Below are 19,375 nucleotides of genomic sequence, written 5' to 3' on the forward strand. Positions count from 1 at the left end.
TAGTCTATGCAGGATTACAGAGCCATCCCGGTCATCATCCCCAGCCTGGAGCCGGACGAGCGGCTGCCCCGGCTGCTGGCGGAGATGAGAGAGGCCGGCATCGAGAACATCGTGCTGGTGGACGACGGCAGCGGGCCGGACTACGCCCCTGTTTTTGAGCGCGCGCAGCGGGAATTCGGCTGCACGGTGCTGCGCCACGCGGTGAACCTGGGCAAGGGGCGGGCCCTCAAGACCGCCTTCAACCACTGCCTGAACACCTGGCCAAACGCCCCCGGCGCCATCACCGCCGACTCCGACGGCCAGCACTCGGCGGCGGACATCCTCCGCTTCATGGAGGAACTGGCCGCCCACCCGGACAGCCTGCTGCTGGGCTGCCGCAACTTTGACGATGCGGGCGTGCCCTTCAACAGCCGCTGGGGCAACAAGATCACCTGTTTCATGTTCAAAGCCCTGTGCGGGGTGTCGGTGAGCGACACCCAGACCGGCCTGCGGGGCATCCCCACCGCTTTCATGGCGCGGCTGATGAACGTGCCGGGCGAGCGGTTCGAGTTCGAGAGCAACATGCTCATCGAAACGCGGGACCGCCTGCCCATCCGGGAACTGTCCATCCAGACCATCTACGACTCGAAGGAGAACCACTCCTCCCACTTCCATCCCCTGCGGGACTCCGCCCGCATCTACGCCATCTTCGGGCGGTTCCTCTTCGCCAGTATGTCCGCCAGCGTGCTGGACCTGGCGCTGTTCTCGCTGTTCCTGCTGCTGCTGAGCCCGCTGTTCGCCGGGCGCACCCAGGCGGTGTTCTTCTGCACCGCCCTGGCCCGGCTGCTCTCCGCCAGCTACAACTATTACATCAATCACCGGGTGGTGTTTCACAGCCAGGCCGACCACCGGCGGGCGGCGATGCGCTATGTGCTGCTGGCAACGGTGCAGATGCTGGCCAGCGCCGGACTGGTGAGCCTTGCCACCTCCCTGCTCTGCCCTCCGGGCGGCTGGGAGATCCTGATCAAGGCGGTGGTGGACATCGTTCTGTTCTTCGTCAGCTTCCAGATCCAGCGGGAATTTGTCTACAAGAAAAAGGCCTGACGGCCCGAAAGGAGGCGGGCGGCGGTGACCCTCTGCTTTTTCTCGGCCCAGTACCTGCCCACCGTGGGCGGGGTGGAGCGATACACCTACAACCTGGCCCGCCGGGTGGTGCGGGCCGGCCACGCCGCGCTGGTGGTCACCAGCGCCCTGCCCGGCCTGCCTGACCACGAGACCGACGCCGAGGGCATCGAGATCCTGCGGCTGCCGGTGTGGCCGCTGATGCACGGCCGCTTTCCCGTGCTGCGCCCCGGGCGGGACTTTGCCCGGCTGGAAAAACTGCTCTGGGGGCGGAAGATCGACTTCTGCCTCATCAACACCCGCTTTTATGTCAGCAGCCTCTACGCCGCCCGCCAGTGCGCCCGGCGGGGCATCCCGGCCATCGTGGTGGACCACTCCACCGGCCACCTGCCCATGGGCAGCGGGCCGCTGCGGGCGGCGGGCGAGATCTATGAGCATCTGGCCGCGGCGGTGCTCAGGCACTACAAGATGCGCTTTTACGGAGTGAGCCGGGCGGTGTGCCGGTGGCTGGAACACTTCGGCATCGAGGCCGAGGGCCAGCTGTACAACGCGGTGGACCCCGCCGAGGTGCGGGCGCTGGCCCACGCCCCCGACGCGGCGGACTGGCGGGCAGAACTGGGGCTTGCCCCCGACGCGCCGCTGGTGGCCTTCGTGGGGCGCGTCATCCCCGAAAAAGGGGTGGCGGAGCTGATCGAGGCGTTCACCGCCGCCGCCGTGCCCGGCGCGGCGCTGGCGGTGGCGGGGGACGGGCCGCTGCTGGCCGACCTGCAAAAAAACTGCCCGCCCCGGGTGCATCTGCTGGGGGCGGTGCCCTATCCGAAGGCGATGCAGCTGCTGGCCCAAAGCCAGGTCTACTGCCTGCCCACCTACTACGCCGAGGGCTTCCCCACCACCTTTCTGGAGGCGGCGGCCTGCGGCTGCCCCATCGTGACCACCCGTACCGGCGGCAGCGACGAACTGCTGGCGGACGACAGCTTCGGCATCCAGCTGGACTCGGCCGATCCCGGCCCGCTGGCGGCGGCTCTGCGCAAGGCGCTCACCGACGAACATTGGCGGCGCGCCGCCGCCGCCCGCACCGCCGCCCGGCTGGAGGAGCACTTCACCTGGGACGCGGTGTGCGAAAAACTTCTGGCGCTGGCCCACAGCGCCCAAAACTGACAGAAAGCGAACGGGAGAGTATGGCAAAATTATTGATCGTGATCCCCGCGTACAACGAGGAAGCCAACATCGTGCGGGTGGTGGAAAATCTGATCGAGCACTACCCCCAATACGACTATGTGGTGGTGAACGACGGCAGCCGGGACCACACCGCGGCCCTGTGCCGTCAGCACGATTTTCACCTGATCGACCTGCCGGTGAACCTGGGCCTGGCGGGGGCCTTTCAGACGGGCCTTCGCTACGCCGCCGAAAACGGCTACGACTGCGCGCTGCAGTTCGACGCCGACGGCCAGCATCTGCCCCGGTACATCGCTCCCATGCTGAAGGAACTGGAGGGAGGGGCGGACATCGTGATCGGCAGCCGGTTCGTCACGGTGAAAAAGCCCAAAAGCCTGCGGATGGCCGGCAGCTACCTCATCAGCTGGGCCATCCGGCTGACCACCGGCAAGGCCATCTGCGACCCCACCAGCGGGATGCGGATGTTCAACCGCAAGATGCTGGAGGAGTTCGCCGCCAACCTCAACTACGCTCCCGAGCCGGACACCATCAGCTACCTCATCAAGAACGGGGCGGTGGTGAAGGAGCTGCAGGTGGAGATGGGCGAGCGCACCGCCGGCACCAGCTACCTGAACTTCGCCCGCGCGGTGGAATACATGATCAAGATGGGCCTGTCCATCCTGCTCATCCAGTGGTTCCGCAAGCGGGACACCCTCACCCCCTACACCGAAAGGAGCCTGTGATATGCTGGACTATCCCCTCTCGCTGCGGCTGCTGCTGGTGCTGGGCAGCCTGCTGACACTGGTGTTCGTGCTGGGGCGCATCCGCCGCGCAAAAATGCAGATTGAGGACAGCATCTTCTGGTTCGTCTTTTCCGGTCTGCTGCTGCTTTTGAGCATCTTCCCCGAACTGGCTTACTGGACCGCACGCACGCTGGGGGTGCAGGCCCCCATCAACGTGGTGTATCTGGCCATCATCTTCCTGCTCATCCTGAAGGTGTTCTTCATGAGCCTGCGCATCAGCCAGATGGACTCCAAGCTGAAGATCCTCACCCAAAAGGTAGCCCTCAACGAGGAGAAGATCGAGCGCAGCCACCAGGACCGGTGAGCCCCGGCAGGGCCATTTGTCAAACCGCGCGGGCTGTGGTATAATAAACTGAAAACCACCTGCGGCGTCCGCCGGGCGCCGCGTTATGACGGAAACGGAGGGTCCACACAACCATGGCATACACCCCGAAACTCACCTACAAGGGCCGCCCGCTGGTGCGTTGCGGCAACGAGATCTACTATGGCAGCCTCGCCGACCCCTATGTGGTGTTCATGCAGGTGCTCACCACCAAGGAGGAGAACGGCATCACCGTGGCCGACAAGCTGCATGTGATGCTGATGAGCACCGACGCCACCAAGCCCCTGCCCGAGCGGGTGATCAAGCAGAGTTCCAAGACCGGCCTGTACACCGCGCTGGAAGTGGGCGGCATGTGGCTGGAGCGGGCGCTGAAGGAAGCGGCCGCCGCCAAAAAGTAAGTTTTGCGACACGATAAAAGGCCCCGGACCATTCGGTCCGGGGCCTTTTGCCGCGGCGGGGCCCCTCAGGCCTCCGCCACCGACACCAGGTATTTGAAGATCTGCAGTTTGTTCTCCTCGTAGAGGCCCATCTCCTCGTAGAGGTTTTTATAGTAAGCGAAAAGGCTGGCCTTCACCGAAAGGATCTTGAAGGTGTTGCGCAGCGTCACCTGGGTGGCCACAAGGCTCTGGGGATTTTTCACATAATAATACACCGGTTCGCCCAGCGCGTAAAAGCGGGCGGCGTAGCGGATGTATTCCAGATTGAACAGCAGATCCTCGCTCCAGCGCAGTTCCTCGCTGCACTGGATGTCGTGGCTTTGCACCAGATCCCGCCGGTAGAGCTTGTTCCACATCACCCCGTAATAGAAGCTGGCGGGCTCCTTCATCAGCCCCTTCGCAAAGGCGTGCTTGTCGTAAAATCCCTTTTCCAGGAACCCGAACTGCTGGATGGTCTGGTAGCTGTCTTCCTCCTTCGCGAAGAGGGGCTTTGTCTGTTCCACCCGGTAGTAGGGCGCGATGACCAGGTCGGTCTGGTTGGCCTCGGCGGCCTCCACCAGCAGGCGGGTGGCCTCGGGGGCCAGATAATCGTCGCTGTCGGCAAACTGCAGGTACTTGCCGGTGGCCATCTCCATGCCCAGGTTGCGGGTGGCGGACACGCCGCTGTTGGCCTTGTCGATGAGCAGGATGCGTTTGTCCACCCGGGCGTACATCTCGCAGACGCGCAGGCTCACATCCTTGGAGCCGTCGTTGACGATGATGATCTCCAGGTTTTCATAACTCTGCCGCCGGATGCTCTCGATGCAGCGGGCAATGTGGCTGCCGGCGTTGTACACCGGCACGATCACGCTGACCAGGGGCTGTTCCACAAAGACTCCTCCTTCACATTGCAAAAGGCGCCCCGCCGGGCGTCAACTCTCCTCCGCCGGCGGCTCCAGCAGGGCCGCGGCCGCCAGCAGCAGCAAAAACGGGGTGAAATTGAAGGCGTAGCGGGCTTTGGTCTCCCACAGGCTCAAAAAGAGGATGAGGCCGGTGACGCTCACCCCCGCCAGCATCCGCGGCCCGCCCACGGGCCGGCGCACCGCCCGCGCCGCGCCCGCCAGCACCAGCAGCTGCACCATGAAAAGGTACGCCTGGCAGTAATAGACCAGGGGCATGTAGCCCGGCTGGCCCTCCAGGATAAAGGCGTGGGTCCAGTTGGCCCGCTGGGGGGTGGCCAGAAATTCCTCGGCGTTGTACAGGCCGTCGCCCCAGGTGATCACCGCCTTGCGGGTCACAAACTCCCCCAGCTCCAGCGGCGAGTAGGCGGCGTAGTTGGCCGTGATCCGCCGATTCAGAAGTGTTTTGCGCTCGGCCACGGTGTCCACCGACATGGCGGCTTCATAATCTTCTTGCGAGTAGTTGCCGTCGTCGTGGCTGCCGTAACAGAACCACAGCTGCACCGGCAGGGCCAGGGCCTCCTCGTCGGTCCAGTCGATGAGCCAGGCCCGCTGCCACAGGCGGTAGCCCCCCGCCAGCAGGCCGAAGGCCGCCAGCAGAGCCGCCAGCGACGCCAGCGCCCGCCGGGGGTTGGTCTGCAGGAAAAACTGGATGGCCAGCGCCACGGCGATCACCACCACGCTGCCCTTCACCGCGTAGCCGAAAAACACCGCCGCCCCCGCCCCCGCGGCCAGCGCAAGCCGTCGGGCCGGGCGCGCCTCCCGCCTCCATCTTTCAAAGGCCAGCAGCGCCAGCAGGCCGAAGGGCATGGAGAGGGTGTCGGAATAAAAACAGGGGCTGTAAAGCCAGAAGGGCGCGAAGGCCGCGCAGAGCAGAAAGGTGAGGGCCACCGCCGCGTTGGTCTTCAGGATGCGCCGGGCCAGCAAACACAAAAGGGCCACCGAGGCCAGCAGCGCCAGCACGTTGAGGGCGATGCCCGGGGCCACACCCGTGAGGGAGGCGTCCGGCGCAAGGCCAAACAGGCCCGCCAGCCAGTACCAGCCGCCCAGCAAAAGGGCCAGGCCCAGGTTGTTGTTGCAGACGATGTAGTAGCCGCTCCACACGCTGAAGCGGCCGTGGGCCAAAAGGTCGGGCAGGCTTTCCAGCACCACCGCCTGGTCCATGATGGGCACCTCGGCCAGCAGCCAGGCCATCGCCGCGAACGCCGCGGCATAGAGGGCGAAGGCGGTGTAAAACACCGCCCGCCAGCGCCGCTGCGAAAGGCCGTTGAGCCGGGGCAGCACCCATCTGGAGAGGGCCCAGGCCCCCGCCGCCAGCACCGCCCCCACGGCAAGCGCCGCCGGGCCGTTGTGCCGCCAGCGGAAAACGCTGTTCAGGACGATCCAGCCCCAGACCAGGCAAAAGCCCGCCCAGAACAGCTGCTTCAGCCGTTTTTGCACCGCGCCCCCTCCTTCTGTGTCTTATTTTTGTATTATACCATATCCGCCGCCGCCTTAAAAGCCCTTGCGCCGGAACGAAACGGCGGCAAAAAAAGAGCCGCCGGAAAGCCCGGCGGCTCAGGGATGGGACGTCGTCTTTTGCTCAGGACACCTGCAGCAGGCCCTCGGTACCGTCGTCGGTGAAGAGTTCCTCCCGGGGCACAAAATAGATGAACTCGCTGCCCGCATAGGTCAGCACGCCCCGCTGGCCGGGGAAAAGCTGCCGGGCCAGGTGTTCCGGCACCGTGAGAGCGATCTCCTGCCCGCGGGCCACAAAGGTGACCGGCACCCGGTCCGCGCCGGCTGCCCCCACCCGTTTCACCGTGGCCATCAGGCTGACCTCTCCCTTCGCGGGGCGGCGGAACCTGCGCCCCCACACACCGATCAGACCAATTGCCGCAAGGGCCATCACCAGGCCCGGAATGATCCACATCCACCGCATTGAACACCCCTCCTCAGGAATGGTTTGTTTGTATCTTATAGACGATTGGCGCAGGTGTTTTATTTCACATTTTATGAGCGTTCCTGAAAAAAATTCCGGCGGGGCGTCCCCGGCCTCCCACAGGCCGGCGCGCCCCGCCGGTTTTTGCGCTCCCGCGCGGTCAGTCGCTGAACAGTTTCTGCTTGTTGTGCATGTACACGCTGGCCACCAGCCCCACGCAGAGATACATCATCAGGGCGCTGGTGCCCCCCGCCGAGAAGAAGGGCAGGGTCACGCCGATCACCGGCAGCAGCGACAGGTTCATGCCCAGGTTGATGATGATCTGCCAGGCGATAGCGGCAAACACCCCGGTGCAGATGTAGGTGCCGATGCGGTCCTCGCTGCGCAGGCCGGTGGTGAGGGTGCGGATGGCGATGAAGAACAGCGCCCCCAGCACCACGACACACCCCACAAAGCCGATGCACTCGGCCAGATAGCTGAACATGAAGTCGTCCTGGGCGTTGATCACCGAGTAGTGGTCGTCGGTGAAAAAGCCCCGGCCGAAGATCTGCCCCGAACCGATGGCCGTCATGCCGCCCAGCTGCTGACGGGCGATGTCCGGGTACTGGTCGGGGTAGAGCAGGGCCATGATGCGGTCCACCTGATAGCCCTTGAGCACATCGGGGAAAAAGCCGATGATCAGCGACAGGCCGGTGACGCCCAGCGCCAGCGCCGAGAGGATGTATTTCCAGGACAGCCCCGCCGCGAAGAGCATCATGCAGCCGATGGTGCCAAAGACGATGGCGGTGCCGTCGTCGCCCTGGATGTGCACCACCGCCACGGTGGCCAGGATGTGCGCCAGCAGCTTTGCCAGGGTCTTGGGCTCGTTGATCTGTTCGCGCACGTTGTCCAGGTGCATGGCGAAGGTGAGGATGAAGCTGATCTTGGCCAGCTCGGTGGGCTGTAGGCTCAGAGGGCCCAGGCGGATCCAGCTGTAGTTGTCGGTGCCCTCGGGGTGCCAGCCGAATTGCAGCGGGCCGACCTGCAGCCGGGTGAGGGTGAGCAGCACCAGCGTCCAGGTGCCCACCACATGCACCGGCCAGATGCGGGCCAGGCTGCGGTAGTCGATGCAGGAGAGCACGATGGCGCACACCAGGCCCAGAAGGCTGGCCACCCCCTGCACAAAGGCGTTGCGGTAGCTGCCAAGGCCGGTGATGGAGCCGTCGAAGGCGTCCCGCGCGAAGCCCCCCGCCGCCTGCCCCAGGCTGATCAGGGTGATGACGCTGAGCACCGAGCAGAACACGCAGGTGATAAAATAGGCCCGGTCGGTGGCCTTGAGGTATTGCCGGATGACCTTGAACACCATCCGCACCCCCTTTCAGGAATTGGTCGTTGTTTTATTATATCCCACCGGGCGGGTTCTGGCAATCATTTTCCCCCTGCCCGGCGCGGCCCGCCTTTTTTTTGCAGCGGGCGGGCAAATATGCTATAATGGCACCAGTGCGGGCGGCGCGGTGTTTTTGCCGCCCGCCGGGACGAAAAAACGCGGGAGGATGGACCGCCGATGCTCTTTTCAAGCCTTGTCTTTCTTTGGATCTTTTTGCCGGTGGTGCTGGTGGCCTACCGCCTTGTGCCCGGCCGGGGCAAAAACGCCCTGCTGCTGGCGGCGAGCCTGTTTTTCTATGCCTGGGGCGAGCCGGTGTATATCCTTTTGATGCTGGGCTCCATCACCCTGAACTATCTGGGCGGGCTGGCCCTGGCGCCCCTTTCCGGCCGCCGCCGGGCGCTGGTGCTGGCGGCGGTGGTGGCGGCGAACCTTTTGCTGCTGGGCTACTACAAATACTACGGCTTTGCCGCCGACACCCTGGCCTCGGTATTCGGCCGGCCGCTGCTGCCCGCCCGGGAGATCGCCCTGCCCCTGGGCATCAGCTTTTACACCTTCCAGGCCATGAGTTACGTCATCGACCTCTACCGCAGAAAGATCGAGCCCCAGAAAAACTGGTTTTTGCTGGCGCTCTACATCACCTTCTTCCCGCAGCTGGTGGCGGGGCCCATCGTGCGCTACACCGACGTGGAGGCCCAGCTGCGCCGCCGCGAGACCACGGCGGAGGGCTTTGCCTTCGGCGCAAAGCGGTTTTTGTACGGCCTGGCCAAAAAGGTGATCCTGGCCAACTGCTTTGCCGCCAAGGCGGACGAGGTGTTCGCCCTCGACCCCTCCCAGGTGGGCACGGCGCTGGCCTGGCTGGGGGCGCTGTACTACGGGCTGCAGATCTACTACGACTTTTCCGGCTACTCCGACATGGCCATCGGTCTCGGGGCCATGTTCGGCTTCACCTTCCCCGAAAACTTCGACTACCCCTATCTCTCGGCCAGCATCGGCGAGTTCTGGCGGCGCTGGCACATGACCCTCTCCAGCTGGTTCAAGGAATACCTGTACATCCCCCTGGGCGGCAACCGCAAGGGGCAGCTGCGCACCCTCTTCAACGTCTGCGTGGTGTTCCTGGCCACCGGCCTGTGGCACGGCGCCAGCTGGCAGTTCGTGGCCTGGGGCGCCTGGTACGCCCTGTTGCAGGTGCTGGAGCGCACGGTGCTCAAAAAGCCGCTGGCGGCCCTGCCAAAGCCCCTGGCCCGGGCATACACCCTTTTGTGCGTGCTGTTCGGCTGGGTGATCTTCCGGGCGCCGGGCCTCAAGGCCGGGCTGCTGTGGCTGAAGGCCATGGTCATACCGGCGGCGGGCTTTGCCGCCTGGCCGGTGAGCCGCTACGTCGACGGGCGCACCCTGGTGCTGCTGGCGGCGGGCCTTGTGCTCTGCGGCCCGGCCCAGACGCTGTGGCCCCGCTTCAAGGCCGCCCTCTATGACCGGCAGCCCGCCGGCCGGGCCCAGACCGCGGCTCTGCTGGCGCTGGGCTTTGCCTGCCTGGTGCTGCTGGTGAGCGGCACCTACAACCCCTTCATCTATTTCCGCTTTTAAAAGGAGGCGAGCCCCATGTCTGACCAGAATAAAAGCCGCCGGGGCTGCCCCCGGGCGCTCATCGCCGGCTTCGCCCTGCTGCTGGTGGGGCCGGGCCTTCTCTGGCCGCTGGCGCGGCGGCTGTGCGACACCACCAACTACGAGAACCGCACCCTGGCCGCCTTCCCCACCCTGGAGGCGGGGGTGGACGGCTGGCCCGCCGCCTTTGAGGAGTGGCTGGGGGACCACGCCCCCTTCCGCAACCAGTTCCTCACCCTCAAGGCCGGCGCCGACCGGCTGGTGGGCACGCTGGACTCCACCAACGTGCTGCTGGGCAAGGAGGGGTGGCTCTTTTTGAAGGATGTGTCCGACTCGAAAAGCCTCTCCGACTACCAGGGCCTCACCGCCTACAGCCCGGAACAGACGCAGGCCATGGCCGACGCCCTCACGGCGCTGAACGCCGTTCTCTCGGGGAAGGGCAGCCGGCTGGTGCTGCTCTTCGCCCCCGCCAAGGAAGGGGTGTACAGCCGCTATATGCCCGCCAGCGTGCCGGTGGTGAGCCGGCCCACCCGGGTGGAGGCGCTGGCCGACTCCCTCGCGGCCACCGGCGTGCCGGTGCTGTTCCCGCTGGAGGAACTGGCGGCGGCCTCGCTGGAGCGGCAGGTCTACTATAAATATGACACCCACTGGAACCAGGCCGGGGCCTGGCTGGCGGCCCAGAAGACGCTGGAAGCGCTGGACAGGCCCTTCGCCGACGCCTGGCCGGAGATGGCCCCCGACCCGGAAAAGGCCCCCCTCACCGACCTTGCCAACATGTGCGGCAGCTGGGCCTTTTGCACCGACGACGTGTACTGGGCGCTGGACGCCGAGCCCGCCGCCTGCACCCTGTGGGAGGCGGGGGGCGAGATCGCCCGCTACGCCGGCGAAGGGCAGGGCAGCCTGCTTCTCGCGCGGGACAGCTTTGGCGAGGCGCTGGCCCCCTGGCTGGCCCAGGGCTTTGGGACCACGGCGGTGTTCCACGGCAACCAGATGCAGCCCGAGACGCTGCTGGCCTGGCAGCCCGAGGTGCCGGACGTGGTGGTGCTGGAGGTGGCCGAGCGCTTTGCCGACAACCTGCCCGGCCGGCTGGAAGCCCTGCGGCAGTGGGCCGAGGCGGCGGGCTGAGCCGTGCCGGTTGCACCTTTTTCCCGCGTGCTGTATAATAGGCCGCGGACTTTGACGAACCAGCCCGAAAGGAGGGGCCGCCCATGGCCGAATACATCACCCGCAGCCGCGCCGAGACGGTGGCGCTGGGCAAACGCCTGGCGCAGCGTCTGGCGCCGGGCACTCTGGTCTGCTTTACCGGGGGGCTGGGGGCGGGCAAGACCGCCTTCACCGAGGGACTGGCGGAGGGCCTGGGCTGCACCGACCCGGTGAGCAGCCCCACCTTTGCCATCGTGAACTACTACCGGGGGCCACGGCCCCTGGCACACTTCGACCTCTACCGCATCACCAGCCGGGAGGACCTGGAGACCGCCGGCCTCTACGACTATCTGGACGAGGGGGCGGTGGTGGCCGCCGAGTGGAGCGAGAACTTTGCCGACCTGCTGGCGCTGGAGCACCCGGTGACGGTGGACATCCGCCACGCCGGCGGCGACGAGCGGGTCATCACCATCGAGGGGGTGCAGCTGTGATCACCTTTGGACTGGACAGCGCCGGCCGCACCGCCGCCGTGGCGCTGATGCGGGATGAGGAACTGCTCTACGAGGGGTTTCTCGCCGCGGGCCACACCCACAGCGAGGTGCTGATGGGGCTGGTGGACGCAGCGTTCCGGGCCACCGGCCTTTCCCCCGCCGACGTGGACCTGTGGGGGGTGTGCGCCGGGCCGGGCAGTTTCACCGGCCTGCGCATCGGCCTTGCCACGGTGAAGGGGCTGGCGCTGGTGCACGGCGCGCCCTGCGCCGCCGTGTCCACCCCGGAGGCGCTGGCCTTCGGCTGCCCGCCGGGCGAGGGCGCCGTGCTGGCGGCGCTGGACGCCCGCCGGGGCGAGGTGTACTGGGCTGCCTTTGATCTGGAACGCCATGCCCGCCTTGTGCCGGACGCCGCCGCGCCGGTGAAGGAACTGGCACAATTTGTGGAAAATTGCAAAAAGCCGCTCTTTTTTGTTGGTGACGGGGCCGCTCTGTGCTATAATGAATACGGCCGGGCGCCGGGGGTGCTGCCCTGTCCGCCCGCCCTGGGGCTTTGCCGGGGCGCGGGGGTCTGCCTTGCCGCCCGGGCGGCAAACCAGCGGGGCGAGGCCGTGCCCGCCGCCGCCCTTTCGCCCCGCTACCTGCGGCTGAGCCAGGCCGAGCGGGAGCGGGCCGCGCGGGGCCAGTCCCTGCGCCCGTAAACCAGAACGACGATCATTGGAGGATATTTTCAGATGTCTAAACCCATCGCCCTCGCCGCCGACCACGGCGGCTTTGAACTGAAAGAGGCCGTGCGCGCCCATCTGGACGAGATCGGCGTCGCCTACAAGGACTTCGGCAGCTTCGACGGCGCCTCCTGCGACTACCCCGACATGGCCGAGCCCGCCTGCCGGGCGGTGGTGGCGGGGGAATGCGACAAAGCGCTGCTCTTCTGCGGCACCGGCGTGGGCATCTCCATCAGCGCCAACAAGATCCACGGCATCCGGGCCTGCTGCTGCTCCGACGCCTTCAGCGCCGAGTACACCCGCCGCCACAACGACGCCAACGCCCTGTGCATGGGCGGCCGGGTGGTGGGGCCGGGCCTCGCCATCTACCTGGTGGACCTGTTTTTGAACACCCCCTTCGAGGGCGGCCGCCATCAGCGCCGGGTGGACAAAATCACCGCGCTGGAAGAGCGTGGCTGAATTATCAGGACGCAGAACGCGGGGGCTGCCCCGCGTTTTGACCATACATCAACCATTCTATCAGAACAAGGAGCGGTCAATATGAGCAAGGCACCCATGATTTTGGATCATCCCCTGGTACAGCACAAGGTCACCCTTCTGCGGGATAAGAACACCGGAACAAAGGAATTCAAGGAGCTGGTGGGCGAGATCGCCATGCTGCTTTGCTATGAGGCCACCCGCGAACTGCCCACCAAAGAGGTGGACGTGGAGACCCCCATCGCCGTGGCCAAGAGCCGGGTGCTGGCGGGCCGCAAGCAGGCCCTGGTGCCCATCCTGCGGGCGGGCCTGGGCATGGTGGACGGCATGCTGACCCTGCTGCCCGCCGCCAAGGTGGGCCACATCGGCATGTACCGCAACGAAGAGACCCTGGAGCCGGTGGAGTACTACTGCAAGCTGCCCAGCGACATCGCCGAGCGGGACGTCTTCCTGCTGGATCCCATGCTGGCCACCGGCGGCAGCGCCTGCGACGCCATCACCCAGCTCAAAAAGCGGGGCGCCCGCAGCATCAAGTTCCTGGCCATCATCGCCGCCCCCGAAGGGCTGGCGAAGGTGCACGCCCAGCACCCCGATGTGGACATCTATGTGGCCTCGCTGGATGAAAAGCTGAACGAAAACGGCTACATCGTGCCCGGCCTGGGCGACGCGGGCGACCGCATCTTCGGCACCAAGTGACCCCTTGTTTTATCTCCCGAAAGGAGGTGCTGGCCCTTGCGGCACCTTTTAAAAAGTCTGGTGATGACCCTGGTGGTGACCGCCGGCGCCCTGATGGCGCTGGCCATCCTGCTGAACTTCTCCTTTTTTGATGCCTGGGTCAACACCATCACCTTCTGGTGTATCATCGCCCTGATGGCCTGCATCTGGGTCGCCTTCGCGGCGGAGATCCTGGAGACGGTGCGCGCCCAAAAGCAGCGCAAGACCCGGGACGAGACCGTGGAAAAACTGCTGGACGCCGCCGCGCTGAACGAGGCGGACGACGAAGACGCCCCGCCTCCCCCTGCGGAGGACGCGCCCGCCGAGGCGGAGCCGCCCGCGCCTTTGGCGGAGGAACCGGCGCCGGCCCCCGCCGCGCCGGAGCCGCGCAAAAAAGCCGCTCCCCCGGCGGCAAAGAAACGGCCCCCCGCCCGCAAAAAAGCGCCGAAGGCGAAGGAGGACAAGCCGGCCGGCCGCGAAAAGGCCGACCGCCCCGAACAGGAGCCTGCCCTCCGGGAGGCCGCTGCGCAGGCGGAAAAACGCCCCGCCGGCCAGACGGCCGCCCCGGTGGAGGAAGCCCCCGCCGGCGGACAGGCCGCCCCGGGGGCCGGCGTTTCTGACGGGCCCGTGCCCGCTCCGCCGGCAAACGGCGCGGACTCTGCCCCGGCGCCCGCCGAGCCTGCCGTTTCCGCCCCGCCCCCTGAAAGCGCGCCCGAGCGCCCCGCCGCGCCCGCCGCGCCGGAGGCCGCAGGCCCCGAGCCGGCGCCCCCGAAAGCGCCTTTGCGGCTCACCCCCGCCCAGCGGGCCGAGCAGCAGCGGCTGGCCCAGGAGCAGAAACTGCGCCAGCTGCAGCAGGCCGCCCGCCAGAAACAGGCCGAGCGTGCCCGCCGGCTGGAGGAGGAGGATGCCCGCCAGCATCAAAAGCTGGCCGAGCTGCAGGCCGCCGCCGCCAAAAAGCATGGCGGCCATCTGCCCCCCGACGCGAAATGACAAAACAGCGCCCGGCTGTGTGTTACCACACAGCCGGGCGCTGTTTTTGCCGGCCTGCGATCAGTGGCGCACGGCGTTGTAGACGTGTTCCACCTCGGCGGGGTCCTCGCCGCAGATCTCCACAGGCTGCGAGAAGTCCAGATTCATCAGGCCCAGGATGCTCTTGGCGTCCGCCACGGCACCCTTCAGGTCCTGCACGCTGACCTCCCGCCGGCACTGGGCCGCAGCGGTCACGATGTTGTGCACCTGCTTGAAGCAGGTGACCTTGACAGGCTTGCTCATCATTGATCCCTCTTTTATACAGGCTGCCGATCGGGCGCTGCGCGGCACCGGGTGCCCGGCGTCCTCGGCCGCCGGACGCCGCCTTTCCCTGCGGTGTCCGGTTGGTGGTATTATAGCACACAAAAAATCCCTTTGTGCAATTTTGGAATCCATTTCTACCTGCTGAACGAAACCGGCTTTTCGCAAAGAAAATTTTTGGTCTATTTTGACCATAATTTTGCCCTTGTATTTGTCAAATCGCAACAAAAATCCATGCGTATGCCGCCCGTTGGCGCTGATTTTGGGCCTCGGCGCGGGCCGCGCCGTTTTTTTGTTGCAATGCGGTGGGATTTCTGCTATATATATTGCGAGGTGTTTTAGCCTCCAATTCACATTTGAAAGGTTTGATGATTTTTGGATACTCCTGGCCCCAGTATTTACATCGCAATGGTCCTTCTGGTCGTCTGCTCGGCGTTTTTCTCCGCCAGTGAGACGGCGATCTCCTCGTTCAACAAGATCCGCATGCGCAGCAAGGCGGAGGACGGCAACAAGCGGGCAAAGATGGCCCTGAAGGTGGCGGAGGATTTCGACAAGACCATCTCCACCATCCTGATCGGCAACAACATCGTGAACATGGCCAGCGCCTCGCTGGCCACCGTGGTGGCCACCGCCCTGTGGGGCCCCACCAGCGGCCCGGCCATCGCCACCTTCGGCATGACGCTGCTGGTGCTGATCTTCGGCGAGATCCTGCCCAAGAGTTTCGCCAAGGACAATCCCGAGGCCTTTGCCATACAGGTGGCGGGGATCGTTGCGTTTTTGCGCACCCTCTTTTCGCCCGTGGTGTGGTTTTTCGTCAAACTCAAGCAGCTGCTCACCGGCCGGCGCACCGCCGGGCTGGAGCTGCAGCCCAGCGTGACCGAGGACGAACTGAAGACCATCATCGACACGGTGGAGGAGGAGGGCGTACTGGACAGCCAGGAGACCGAGATCATCCAGTCGGCCATCGAGTTTGACGATATCACCGTGCAGGAGATCCTGGTGCCCCGGGTGGACATGGTGGCGGTGGACGTGAACGCCCCCGTGGACGAGATCGTGAACACCGTGCTGGACAATTCCTTCACCCGCATCCCGGTGTATGAGGGGGACATCGACCACATCATCGGCATGCTGCACACCCGTGATCTGTTCGAGTGCATGGCGCGCCGCAAGGCCATCGACGTGCGCGGGCTGTGCCGCGAACTGCCCTTCGTTTACCGCACCAAGCGCATCAACGACCTGCTGGCGGAGTTCCGGCGGGACAAACAGCACATGGCCATCGTCACCGACGACTACGGCGGCACGCTGGGCCTGGTGACCATGGAGGACGTGCTGGAGGAACTGGTGGGCGAGATCTTCGACGAGACCGACAAGGTGCAGGTGCTGCCGGTGCAGCAGCTGGAGGAGCACCTGTTCCGGGTGGCGGGCGAGGCCAACATCTACGACGTGTTCGAGGAACTGGGCGTTTCCACCAAGGATTTTGACAGCGATTATTCCAGCGCCGCCGGCTGGGCGCTGGAGTGCCTGGAGCACATCCCCGCCCCCGGCGAGAGCTTTGATTTTGAAAACCTGCACGTCACCGTGGAGCAGGTGGAGGACAAACGCATCCTCTCCCTGCTGATCCGGCTGATGCCCCCGGAGAAGGCGCAGGAGTAAAAGAAGGTGCTTTGTGTGAGCGAATATTCCCTGCCCGCGCGTTACGTCCCCTGCCTGGGCCTCTACGACACCCAGAAGGCCATCGGCATCATCAAGCAGACCTTTGAGGTGAAGCTGTGCGCGGCGCTGCACCTCAAGCGGGTCACGGCGCCCCTGTTCGTGGACCCGGCCCTGGGCCTCAACGACGATCTGAACGGGGTGGAGCGCCCGGTGAGTTTCGACATCCCCGCCATCGGCGCCAGCGCCCAGGTGGTGCACAGCCTGGCCAAGTGGAAGCGGCTGGCGCTGCACCAGTACGGCTACCGGCCGGGCAACGGCCTGCTCACCGACATGAACGCCATCCGCCGGGATGAGGCGCTGGATAACCTCCACTCGGTGTATGTGGACCAGTGGGACTGGGAAAAGGTGATCGACGCCGGCCAGCGCGACCGGGCGTATCTCCACGCCACGGTGCAGAACATCGTCTACGCCATCAGCTCCACCCTGGACGAGTTGAAGTGGCAGTTCCCCCAGCTGACCGGCACGCTGGAGCGGGAGGTGACCTTCGTCACCAGTCAGGAACTGGAGGACCGCTGGCCCGACCTCTCCCCCAAGGAGCGGGAGAACGCCTTTGCCAAGGAGCACCGCACCATCTTCATCGAGCAGATCGGCGGCAAGCTGAAGAGCGGCAAGCCCCACGACGGCCGCGCGCCGGACTACGACGACTGGACGCTGAACGGCGACCTTTTGTTCTGGCACGAGCCGCTGCAGTGCGCGGTGGAGATCAGCAGCATGGGCATCCGGGTGGATCCGGCGGCCCTGGACCGGCAACTGACCCTGGCCGGCTGCGATGCGCGGCGGAACCTTGCCTTCCACAAGATGCTGCTGGCGGGCGAATTGCCCCTGACCATCGGCGGCGGCATCGGCCAGAGCCGGCTGTGCATGCTGCTGCTGGAAAAGGTGCATGTGGGCGAGGTGCAGGTGAGCCTGTGGGACGACGCCACCCGAACCGCCTGCGAAAAAGCGGGCGTGCCCCTGCTGTGACATACATACCACACGAAAAGCGCCGCCCCCGGCATTTGCCGGGGGCGGCGCTCTTTTTTGTTTGATTCAGTTGTTCAGGCCTTTCATGGTGAGGCTGATGCGCTTTTTCTTTAAGTCCACGTCCAGCACCTTCACCTTGACCACCTGGCCCACCTTCACCACCTCGCCGGGGTGGCGAACGAATTTGTCGCTGAGCTGGCTGATGTGAACAAGGCCGTCCTGGTGCACGCCGATGTCCACAAAGGCGCCGAAGTCGATGACGTTGCGCACGGTGCCGGAAAGCTCCATGCCGGGCTTCAGGTCCTCCATGCCCATCACGTCGGTGCGCAAGAGGGGCGGGGGCAGCTCGTCCCGCATATCCCGCCCGGGGCGCAAAAGCTCGGCGATGATGTCCTCCAGGGTCTCTTTGCCCGCGCCGGTCTCGGCGCAAAGGCGCTCAAAGCCGATGGCCCTGGCCCGCTGGGGCAGGGCCGCGATGGCTTGGGTGCCGATGTCCTGTTCCGAAAAATCGCACAGCTTCAGCAATGCCCGGGCCGCGGCGTAGCTCTCGGGGTGGACGGCGGTGGTGTCCAGCGGCTCCTTCGCGCCGGGCAGCCGCAGAAAGCCCGCGCACTGCTCAAAGGCCTTGGGCCCCAGGCCCTTCACCTTTTTCAGCTGGGCGCGGCTGGCAAAAGCGCCGTTTTCCTCCCGCCAGGCCACCACGTTTTTGGCGGTGGCGGCGGAGAGACCTGCCACCCGGCTCAAGAGGGGCGCGCTGGCGGTGTTCAGGTCCACCCCCACGGTGTTCACACAGTCCTCCACCACGCCGTCCAGCGCGGCGGCCAGCCGCTTTTGGGGCATGTCGTGCTGGTACTGGCCCACCCCCACGGCCTTGGGGTCGATCTTCACCAGCTCGGCCAGGGGGTCCTGCAGACGGCGGGCGATGGACACCGCGCTGCGCAGGTTCACGTCGAACTGGGGGAACTCCTTCGCGGCCAGCTCGCTGGCGGAGTAGACGCTGGCCCCCGCCTCGCTGACCACCATGTACTGCACGCCGCCGCCCAGCTCCCGGATGACCTCGGCGGCGAAGATCTCCGTCTCCTTGCCGGCGGTGCCGTTGCCGATGGCGATGATCTGCACCCCGTGCTTTTTGATGAGGGTCTTGATGGTGGCCTTGGCCTGCTCCACCCGCTTGAACTGGGGCACCGGGTAGACCACGGCGGTGTCCAGCACCTTGCCGGTGGCGTCCACCACCGCCACCTTGCATCCCATGCGGTAGCCGGGGTCGAGACCCATGGCCACCTTGCCCTTGATGGGCGGGGCCAGCAGCAGCTGGCGCAGGTTGTCGCCAAAGACCTGAATGGCGCCCTCGGCGGCCTGCTCGGTGAGGGCGGCGCGCACCTCCCGCTCAAGGCTGGGGTGGATGAGGCGGCTGTAGGCGTCCCGCACGGCCTCCTCCACCTGTTCGGCGGCGGGGCCGCGGCCTTTGACGAACATCTTGCAGCACAGCGCGGCGGCCCGCTCAGCGTCCACCTCCACGCTCACCTTCAAAAACTCCTCCCGCTCGCCCCGGTCCAGGGCCAGCACCCGGTGGCCGGCGATCTTGCTCACCGGCTGGGAGAAATCATAATACTGGGCGTAGACGCTGTCCTCCTCCTTGGCGGCCTCGCTCTTCACCAGCCCGAAGGCCCCGTAGAAGCGGCGCAGCTCCGCGCGCAGGGCCGCGTCGTCACTCACCCGCTCGGCGATGATGTCCCGCGCGCCGGCCAGGGCGGCCTCGGCGTCGGGCACCTCCTCATTGATATATTCTTCGGCAGCGGCGGCAACGTCCAGCTTCGGATCCTGGGCCAGCAGGGCATCGGCCAGCGGCTCCAGGCCCCGGACCCGGGCCACGCTGGCCCGGGTCTTGCGCTTGGGGCGGTAGGGGCGGTAGAGGTCCTCCACCTCCGCCAGGGTGGCGGCGTTCTCCAGCTTGGCGGAAAGTTCTTCGGTGAGGGCGCCCTGGGCCTCGATGGCGGTGCGCACCTCCTCCTTGCGCTTATCCAGCCCGCGCAGGTACTCCAGCCGGTCGGCCAGGGTGCGCAGCAGCTGGTCGTCCATGGCGCCGGTGGCCTCCTTGCGGTAGCGGGCGATGAAGGGGATGGTGTTGCCCGCGTCGATCAGTTCGATGGCGGCAGCCACATGGTTTTTCGGGGCGGAAAGTTCCGCCGCCAGTCGTTTTGCGTAGTTCATTCCGGT

Annotated in this window: 20 protein-coding genes; 14 read left to right on the top strand and 6 right to left on the bottom strand. The window is 65.9% G+C overall.

What is annotated here, in order from left to right; translation table 11 throughout:
- The first annotated feature begins 6 nt into the window (after positions 1-6).
- The 5 genes from ACH2A7_RS04790 (at position 7) to ACH2A7_RS04810 (ending at position 3,779) form a co-directional block, all read left to right on the top strand.
- Entirely contained in the window at positions 7-1,083 is a 1,077-nt protein-coding gene (locus ACH2A7_RS04790) for a glycosyltransferase (protein WP_394960536.1), read from the top strand.
- Between the two features lie 24 nt (positions 1,084-1,107).
- Entirely contained in the window at positions 1,108-2,259 is a 1,152-nt protein-coding gene (locus tag ACH2A7_RS04795) for a glycosyltransferase family 4 protein (protein ID WP_394960537.1), read from the top strand.
- Between the two features lie 20 nt (positions 2,260-2,279).
- Positions 2,280-2,999 (top strand): glycosyltransferase family 2 protein, encoded by a 720-nt coding sequence (locus ACH2A7_RS04800; protein ID WP_394960538.1) that lies wholly within the window; start codon positions 2,280-2,282, stop codon positions 2,997-2,999.
- 1 nt (position 3,000) lies between these two features.
- Positions 3,001-3,363, top strand: coding sequence for a DUF2304 domain-containing protein (locus ACH2A7_RS04805; protein WP_394960539.1), 363 nt, complete (start codon positions 3,001-3,003; stop codon positions 3,361-3,363).
- A gap of 113 nt (positions 3,364-3,476) precedes the next feature.
- A complete protein-coding gene (locus tag ACH2A7_RS04810; RefSeq protein ID WP_394960540.1) occupies positions 3,477-3,779 on the top strand; it encodes a hypothetical protein in 303 nt (100 codons plus the stop codon).
- Positions 3,780-3,844: 65 nt separating this feature from the next.
- Here ACH2A7_RS04810 and ACH2A7_RS04815 read toward each other — a convergent pair whose 3' ends face one another.
- The 4 genes from ACH2A7_RS04815 to ACH2A7_RS04830 all read right to left on the bottom strand — a co-directional run bounded on the left by ACH2A7_RS04815 (position 3,845) and on the right by ACH2A7_RS04830 (position 8,022).
- Positions 3,845-4,687 (bottom strand): glycosyltransferase family 2 protein, encoded by an 843-nt coding sequence (locus tag ACH2A7_RS04815; protein WP_394960541.1) that lies wholly within the window; start codon positions 4,685-4,687, stop codon positions 3,845-3,847.
- A 42-nt stretch (positions 4,688-4,729) separates the two neighbouring features.
- Positions 4,730-6,196, bottom strand: coding sequence for a hypothetical protein (locus tag ACH2A7_RS04820; protein ID WP_394960542.1), 1,467 nt, complete (start codon positions 6,194-6,196; stop codon positions 4,730-4,732).
- A gap of 142 nt (positions 6,197-6,338) precedes the next feature.
- Positions 6,339-6,677 (bottom strand): hypothetical protein, encoded by a 339-nt coding sequence (locus ACH2A7_RS04825; RefSeq protein WP_394960543.1) that lies wholly within the window; start codon positions 6,675-6,677, stop codon positions 6,339-6,341.
- 160 nt (positions 6,678-6,837) lie between these two features.
- On the bottom strand, positions 6,838-8,022 hold the full coding sequence (locus ACH2A7_RS04830; RefSeq protein WP_394960544.1) for an FtsW/RodA/SpoVE family cell cycle protein: 1,185 nt from the start codon (positions 8,020-8,022) through the stop codon (positions 6,838-6,840).
- A gap of 198 nt (positions 8,023-8,220) precedes the next feature.
- Here ACH2A7_RS04830 and ACH2A7_RS04835 point away from each other — a divergent pair, with 198 nt between their 5' ends.
- From ACH2A7_RS04835 to ACH2A7_RS04865, 7 genes are all read left to right on the top strand, one after another.
- A complete protein-coding gene (locus tag ACH2A7_RS04835; RefSeq protein ID WP_394960545.1) occupies positions 8,221-9,627 on the top strand; it encodes an MBOAT family O-acyltransferase in 1,407 nt (468 codons plus the stop codon).
- A gap of 15 nt (positions 9,628-9,642) precedes the next feature.
- Positions 9,643-10,770 (top strand): hypothetical protein, encoded by a 1,128-nt coding sequence (locus ACH2A7_RS04840; RefSeq protein WP_394960546.1) that lies wholly within the window; start codon positions 9,643-9,645, stop codon positions 10,768-10,770.
- Positions 10,771-10,853: 83 nt separating this feature from the next.
- The gene (gene tsaE, locus ACH2A7_RS04845; protein WP_394960547.1) at positions 10,854-11,279 is read left to right on the top strand and encodes a tRNA (adenosine(37)-N6)-threonylcarbamoyltransferase complex ATPase subunit type 1 TsaE; all 426 of its coding nucleotides are present in this window, start codon (positions 10,854-10,856) and stop codon (positions 11,277-11,279) included.
- Positions 11,276-11,977, top strand: a complete 702-nt coding sequence (gene tsaB / locus ACH2A7_RS04850) for a tRNA (adenosine(37)-N6)-threonylcarbamoyltransferase complex dimerization subunit type 1 TsaB (protein ID WP_394960548.1) — start codon at positions 11,276-11,278, stop codon at positions 11,975-11,977. Before tsaE ends, tsaB begins: the two co-directional genes overlap by 4 nt.
- A 33-nt stretch (positions 11,978-12,010) precedes the next feature.
- A complete protein-coding gene (gene rpiB / locus ACH2A7_RS04855; protein WP_394960549.1) occupies positions 12,011-12,460 on the top strand; it encodes a ribose 5-phosphate isomerase B in 450 nt (149 codons plus the stop codon).
- Positions 12,461-12,541: 81 nt separating this feature from the next.
- Positions 12,542-13,174, top strand: a complete 633-nt coding sequence (upp, locus tag ACH2A7_RS04860) for a uracil phosphoribosyltransferase (protein ID WP_394960550.1) — start codon at positions 12,542-12,544, stop codon at positions 13,172-13,174.
- A 36-nt stretch (positions 13,175-13,210) separates the two neighbouring features.
- Entirely contained in the window at positions 13,211-14,182 is a 972-nt protein-coding gene (locus tag ACH2A7_RS04865; RefSeq protein ID WP_394960551.1) for a hypothetical protein, read from the top strand.
- Positions 14,183-14,242: 60 nt separating this feature from the next.
- On the opposite strand, the gene ACH2A7_RS04870 is transcribed toward ACH2A7_RS04865, so the two are convergent.
- Positions 14,243-14,464: a hypothetical protein gene (locus ACH2A7_RS04870; RefSeq protein ID WP_394960552.1), complete on the bottom strand. Its 222-nt coding sequence runs from the start codon at positions 14,462-14,464 to the stop codon at positions 14,243-14,245.
- A 426-nt stretch (positions 14,465-14,890) separates the two neighbouring features.
- Between ACH2A7_RS04870 and ACH2A7_RS04875 the strand changes: the two genes are divergently transcribed.
- Together ACH2A7_RS04875 and asnA are read left to right on the top strand one after the other, a co-directional pair.
- On the top strand, positions 14,891-16,135 hold the full coding sequence (locus ACH2A7_RS04875) for a hemolysin family protein (protein ID WP_394960553.1): 1,245 nt from the start codon (positions 14,891-14,893) through the stop codon (positions 16,133-16,135).
- 15 nt (positions 16,136-16,150) lie between these two features.
- Positions 16,151-17,158: an aspartate--ammonia ligase gene (gene asnA, locus ACH2A7_RS04880; RefSeq protein WP_394960554.1), complete on the top strand. Its 1,008-nt coding sequence runs from the start codon at positions 16,151-16,153 to the stop codon at positions 17,156-17,158.
- A 66-nt stretch (positions 17,159-17,224) separates the two neighbouring features.
- Here asnA and ACH2A7_RS04885 read toward each other — a convergent pair whose 3' ends face one another.
- Positions 17,225-19,369: a Tex family protein gene (locus ACH2A7_RS04885; RefSeq protein WP_394960555.1), complete on the bottom strand. Its 2,145-nt coding sequence runs from the start codon at positions 19,367-19,369 to the stop codon at positions 17,225-17,227.
- Positions 19,370-19,375: the final 6 nt, after the last annotated feature.

The organism is Candidatus Allofournierella merdavium (assembly GCF_944382735.1).
In the GTDB taxonomy this organism is placed as follows: Bacteria; Bacillota; Clostridia; order Oscillospirales; family Ruminococcaceae; genus Allofournierella_A; species Allofournierella_A merdavium.

What these genes read in the sequence shown, in the direction of transcription:
- ACH2A7_RS04790 (WP_394960536.1), top strand. Translation starts at nt 7, where the DNA reads ATGCAGGATTACAGAGCCATCCCGGTCATCATCCCCAGCCTGGAGCCG.
- ACH2A7_RS04800 (WP_394960538.1), top strand. Translation starts at nt 2,280, where the DNA reads ATGGCAAAATTATTGATCGTGATCCCCGCGTACAACGAGGAAGCCAAC.
- ACH2A7_RS04805 (WP_394960539.1), top strand. Translation starts at nt 3,001, where the DNA reads ATGCTGGACTATCCCCTCTCGCTGCGGCTGCTGCTGGTGCTGGGCAGC.
- ACH2A7_RS04810 (WP_394960540.1), top strand. Translation starts at nt 3,477, where the DNA reads ATGGCATACACCCCGAAACTCACCTACAAGGGCCGCCCGCTGGTGCGT.
- ACH2A7_RS04825 (WP_394960543.1), bottom strand. Translation starts at nt 6,677, where the DNA reads ATGCGGTGGATGTGGATCATTCCGGGCCTGGTGATGGCCCTTGCGGCA.
- ACH2A7_RS04830 (WP_394960544.1), bottom strand. Translation starts at nt 8,022, where the DNA reads ATGGTGTTCAAGGTCATCCGGCAATACCTCAAGGCCACCGACCGGGCC.
- ACH2A7_RS04835 (WP_394960545.1), top strand. Translation starts at nt 8,221, where the DNA reads ATGCTCTTTTCAAGCCTTGTCTTTCTTTGGATCTTTTTGCCGGTGGTG.
- ACH2A7_RS04840 (WP_394960546.1), top strand. Translation starts at nt 9,643, where the DNA reads ATGTCTGACCAGAATAAAAGCCGCCGGGGCTGCCCCCGGGCGCTCATC.
- tsaE (WP_394960547.1), top strand. Translation starts at nt 10,854, where the DNA reads ATGGCCGAATACATCACCCGCAGCCGCGCCGAGACGGTGGCGCTGGGC.
- rpiB (WP_394960549.1), top strand. Translation starts at nt 12,011, where the DNA reads ATGTCTAAACCCATCGCCCTCGCCGCCGACCACGGCGGCTTTGAACTG.
- upp (WP_394960550.1), top strand. Translation starts at nt 12,542, where the DNA reads ATGAGCAAGGCACCCATGATTTTGGATCATCCCCTGGTACAGCACAAG.
- ACH2A7_RS04870 (WP_394960552.1), bottom strand. Translation starts at nt 14,464, where the DNA reads ATGAGCAAGCCTGTCAAGGTCACCTGCTTCAAGCAGGTGCACAACATC.
- ACH2A7_RS04875 (WP_394960553.1), top strand. Translation starts at nt 14,891, where the DNA reads ATGGTCCTTCTGGTCGTCTGCTCGGCGTTTTTCTCCGCCAGTGAGACG.
- ACH2A7_RS04885 (WP_394960555.1), bottom strand. Translation starts at nt 19,369, where the DNA reads ATGAACTACGCAAAACGACTGGCGGCGGAACTTTCCGCCCCGAAAAAC.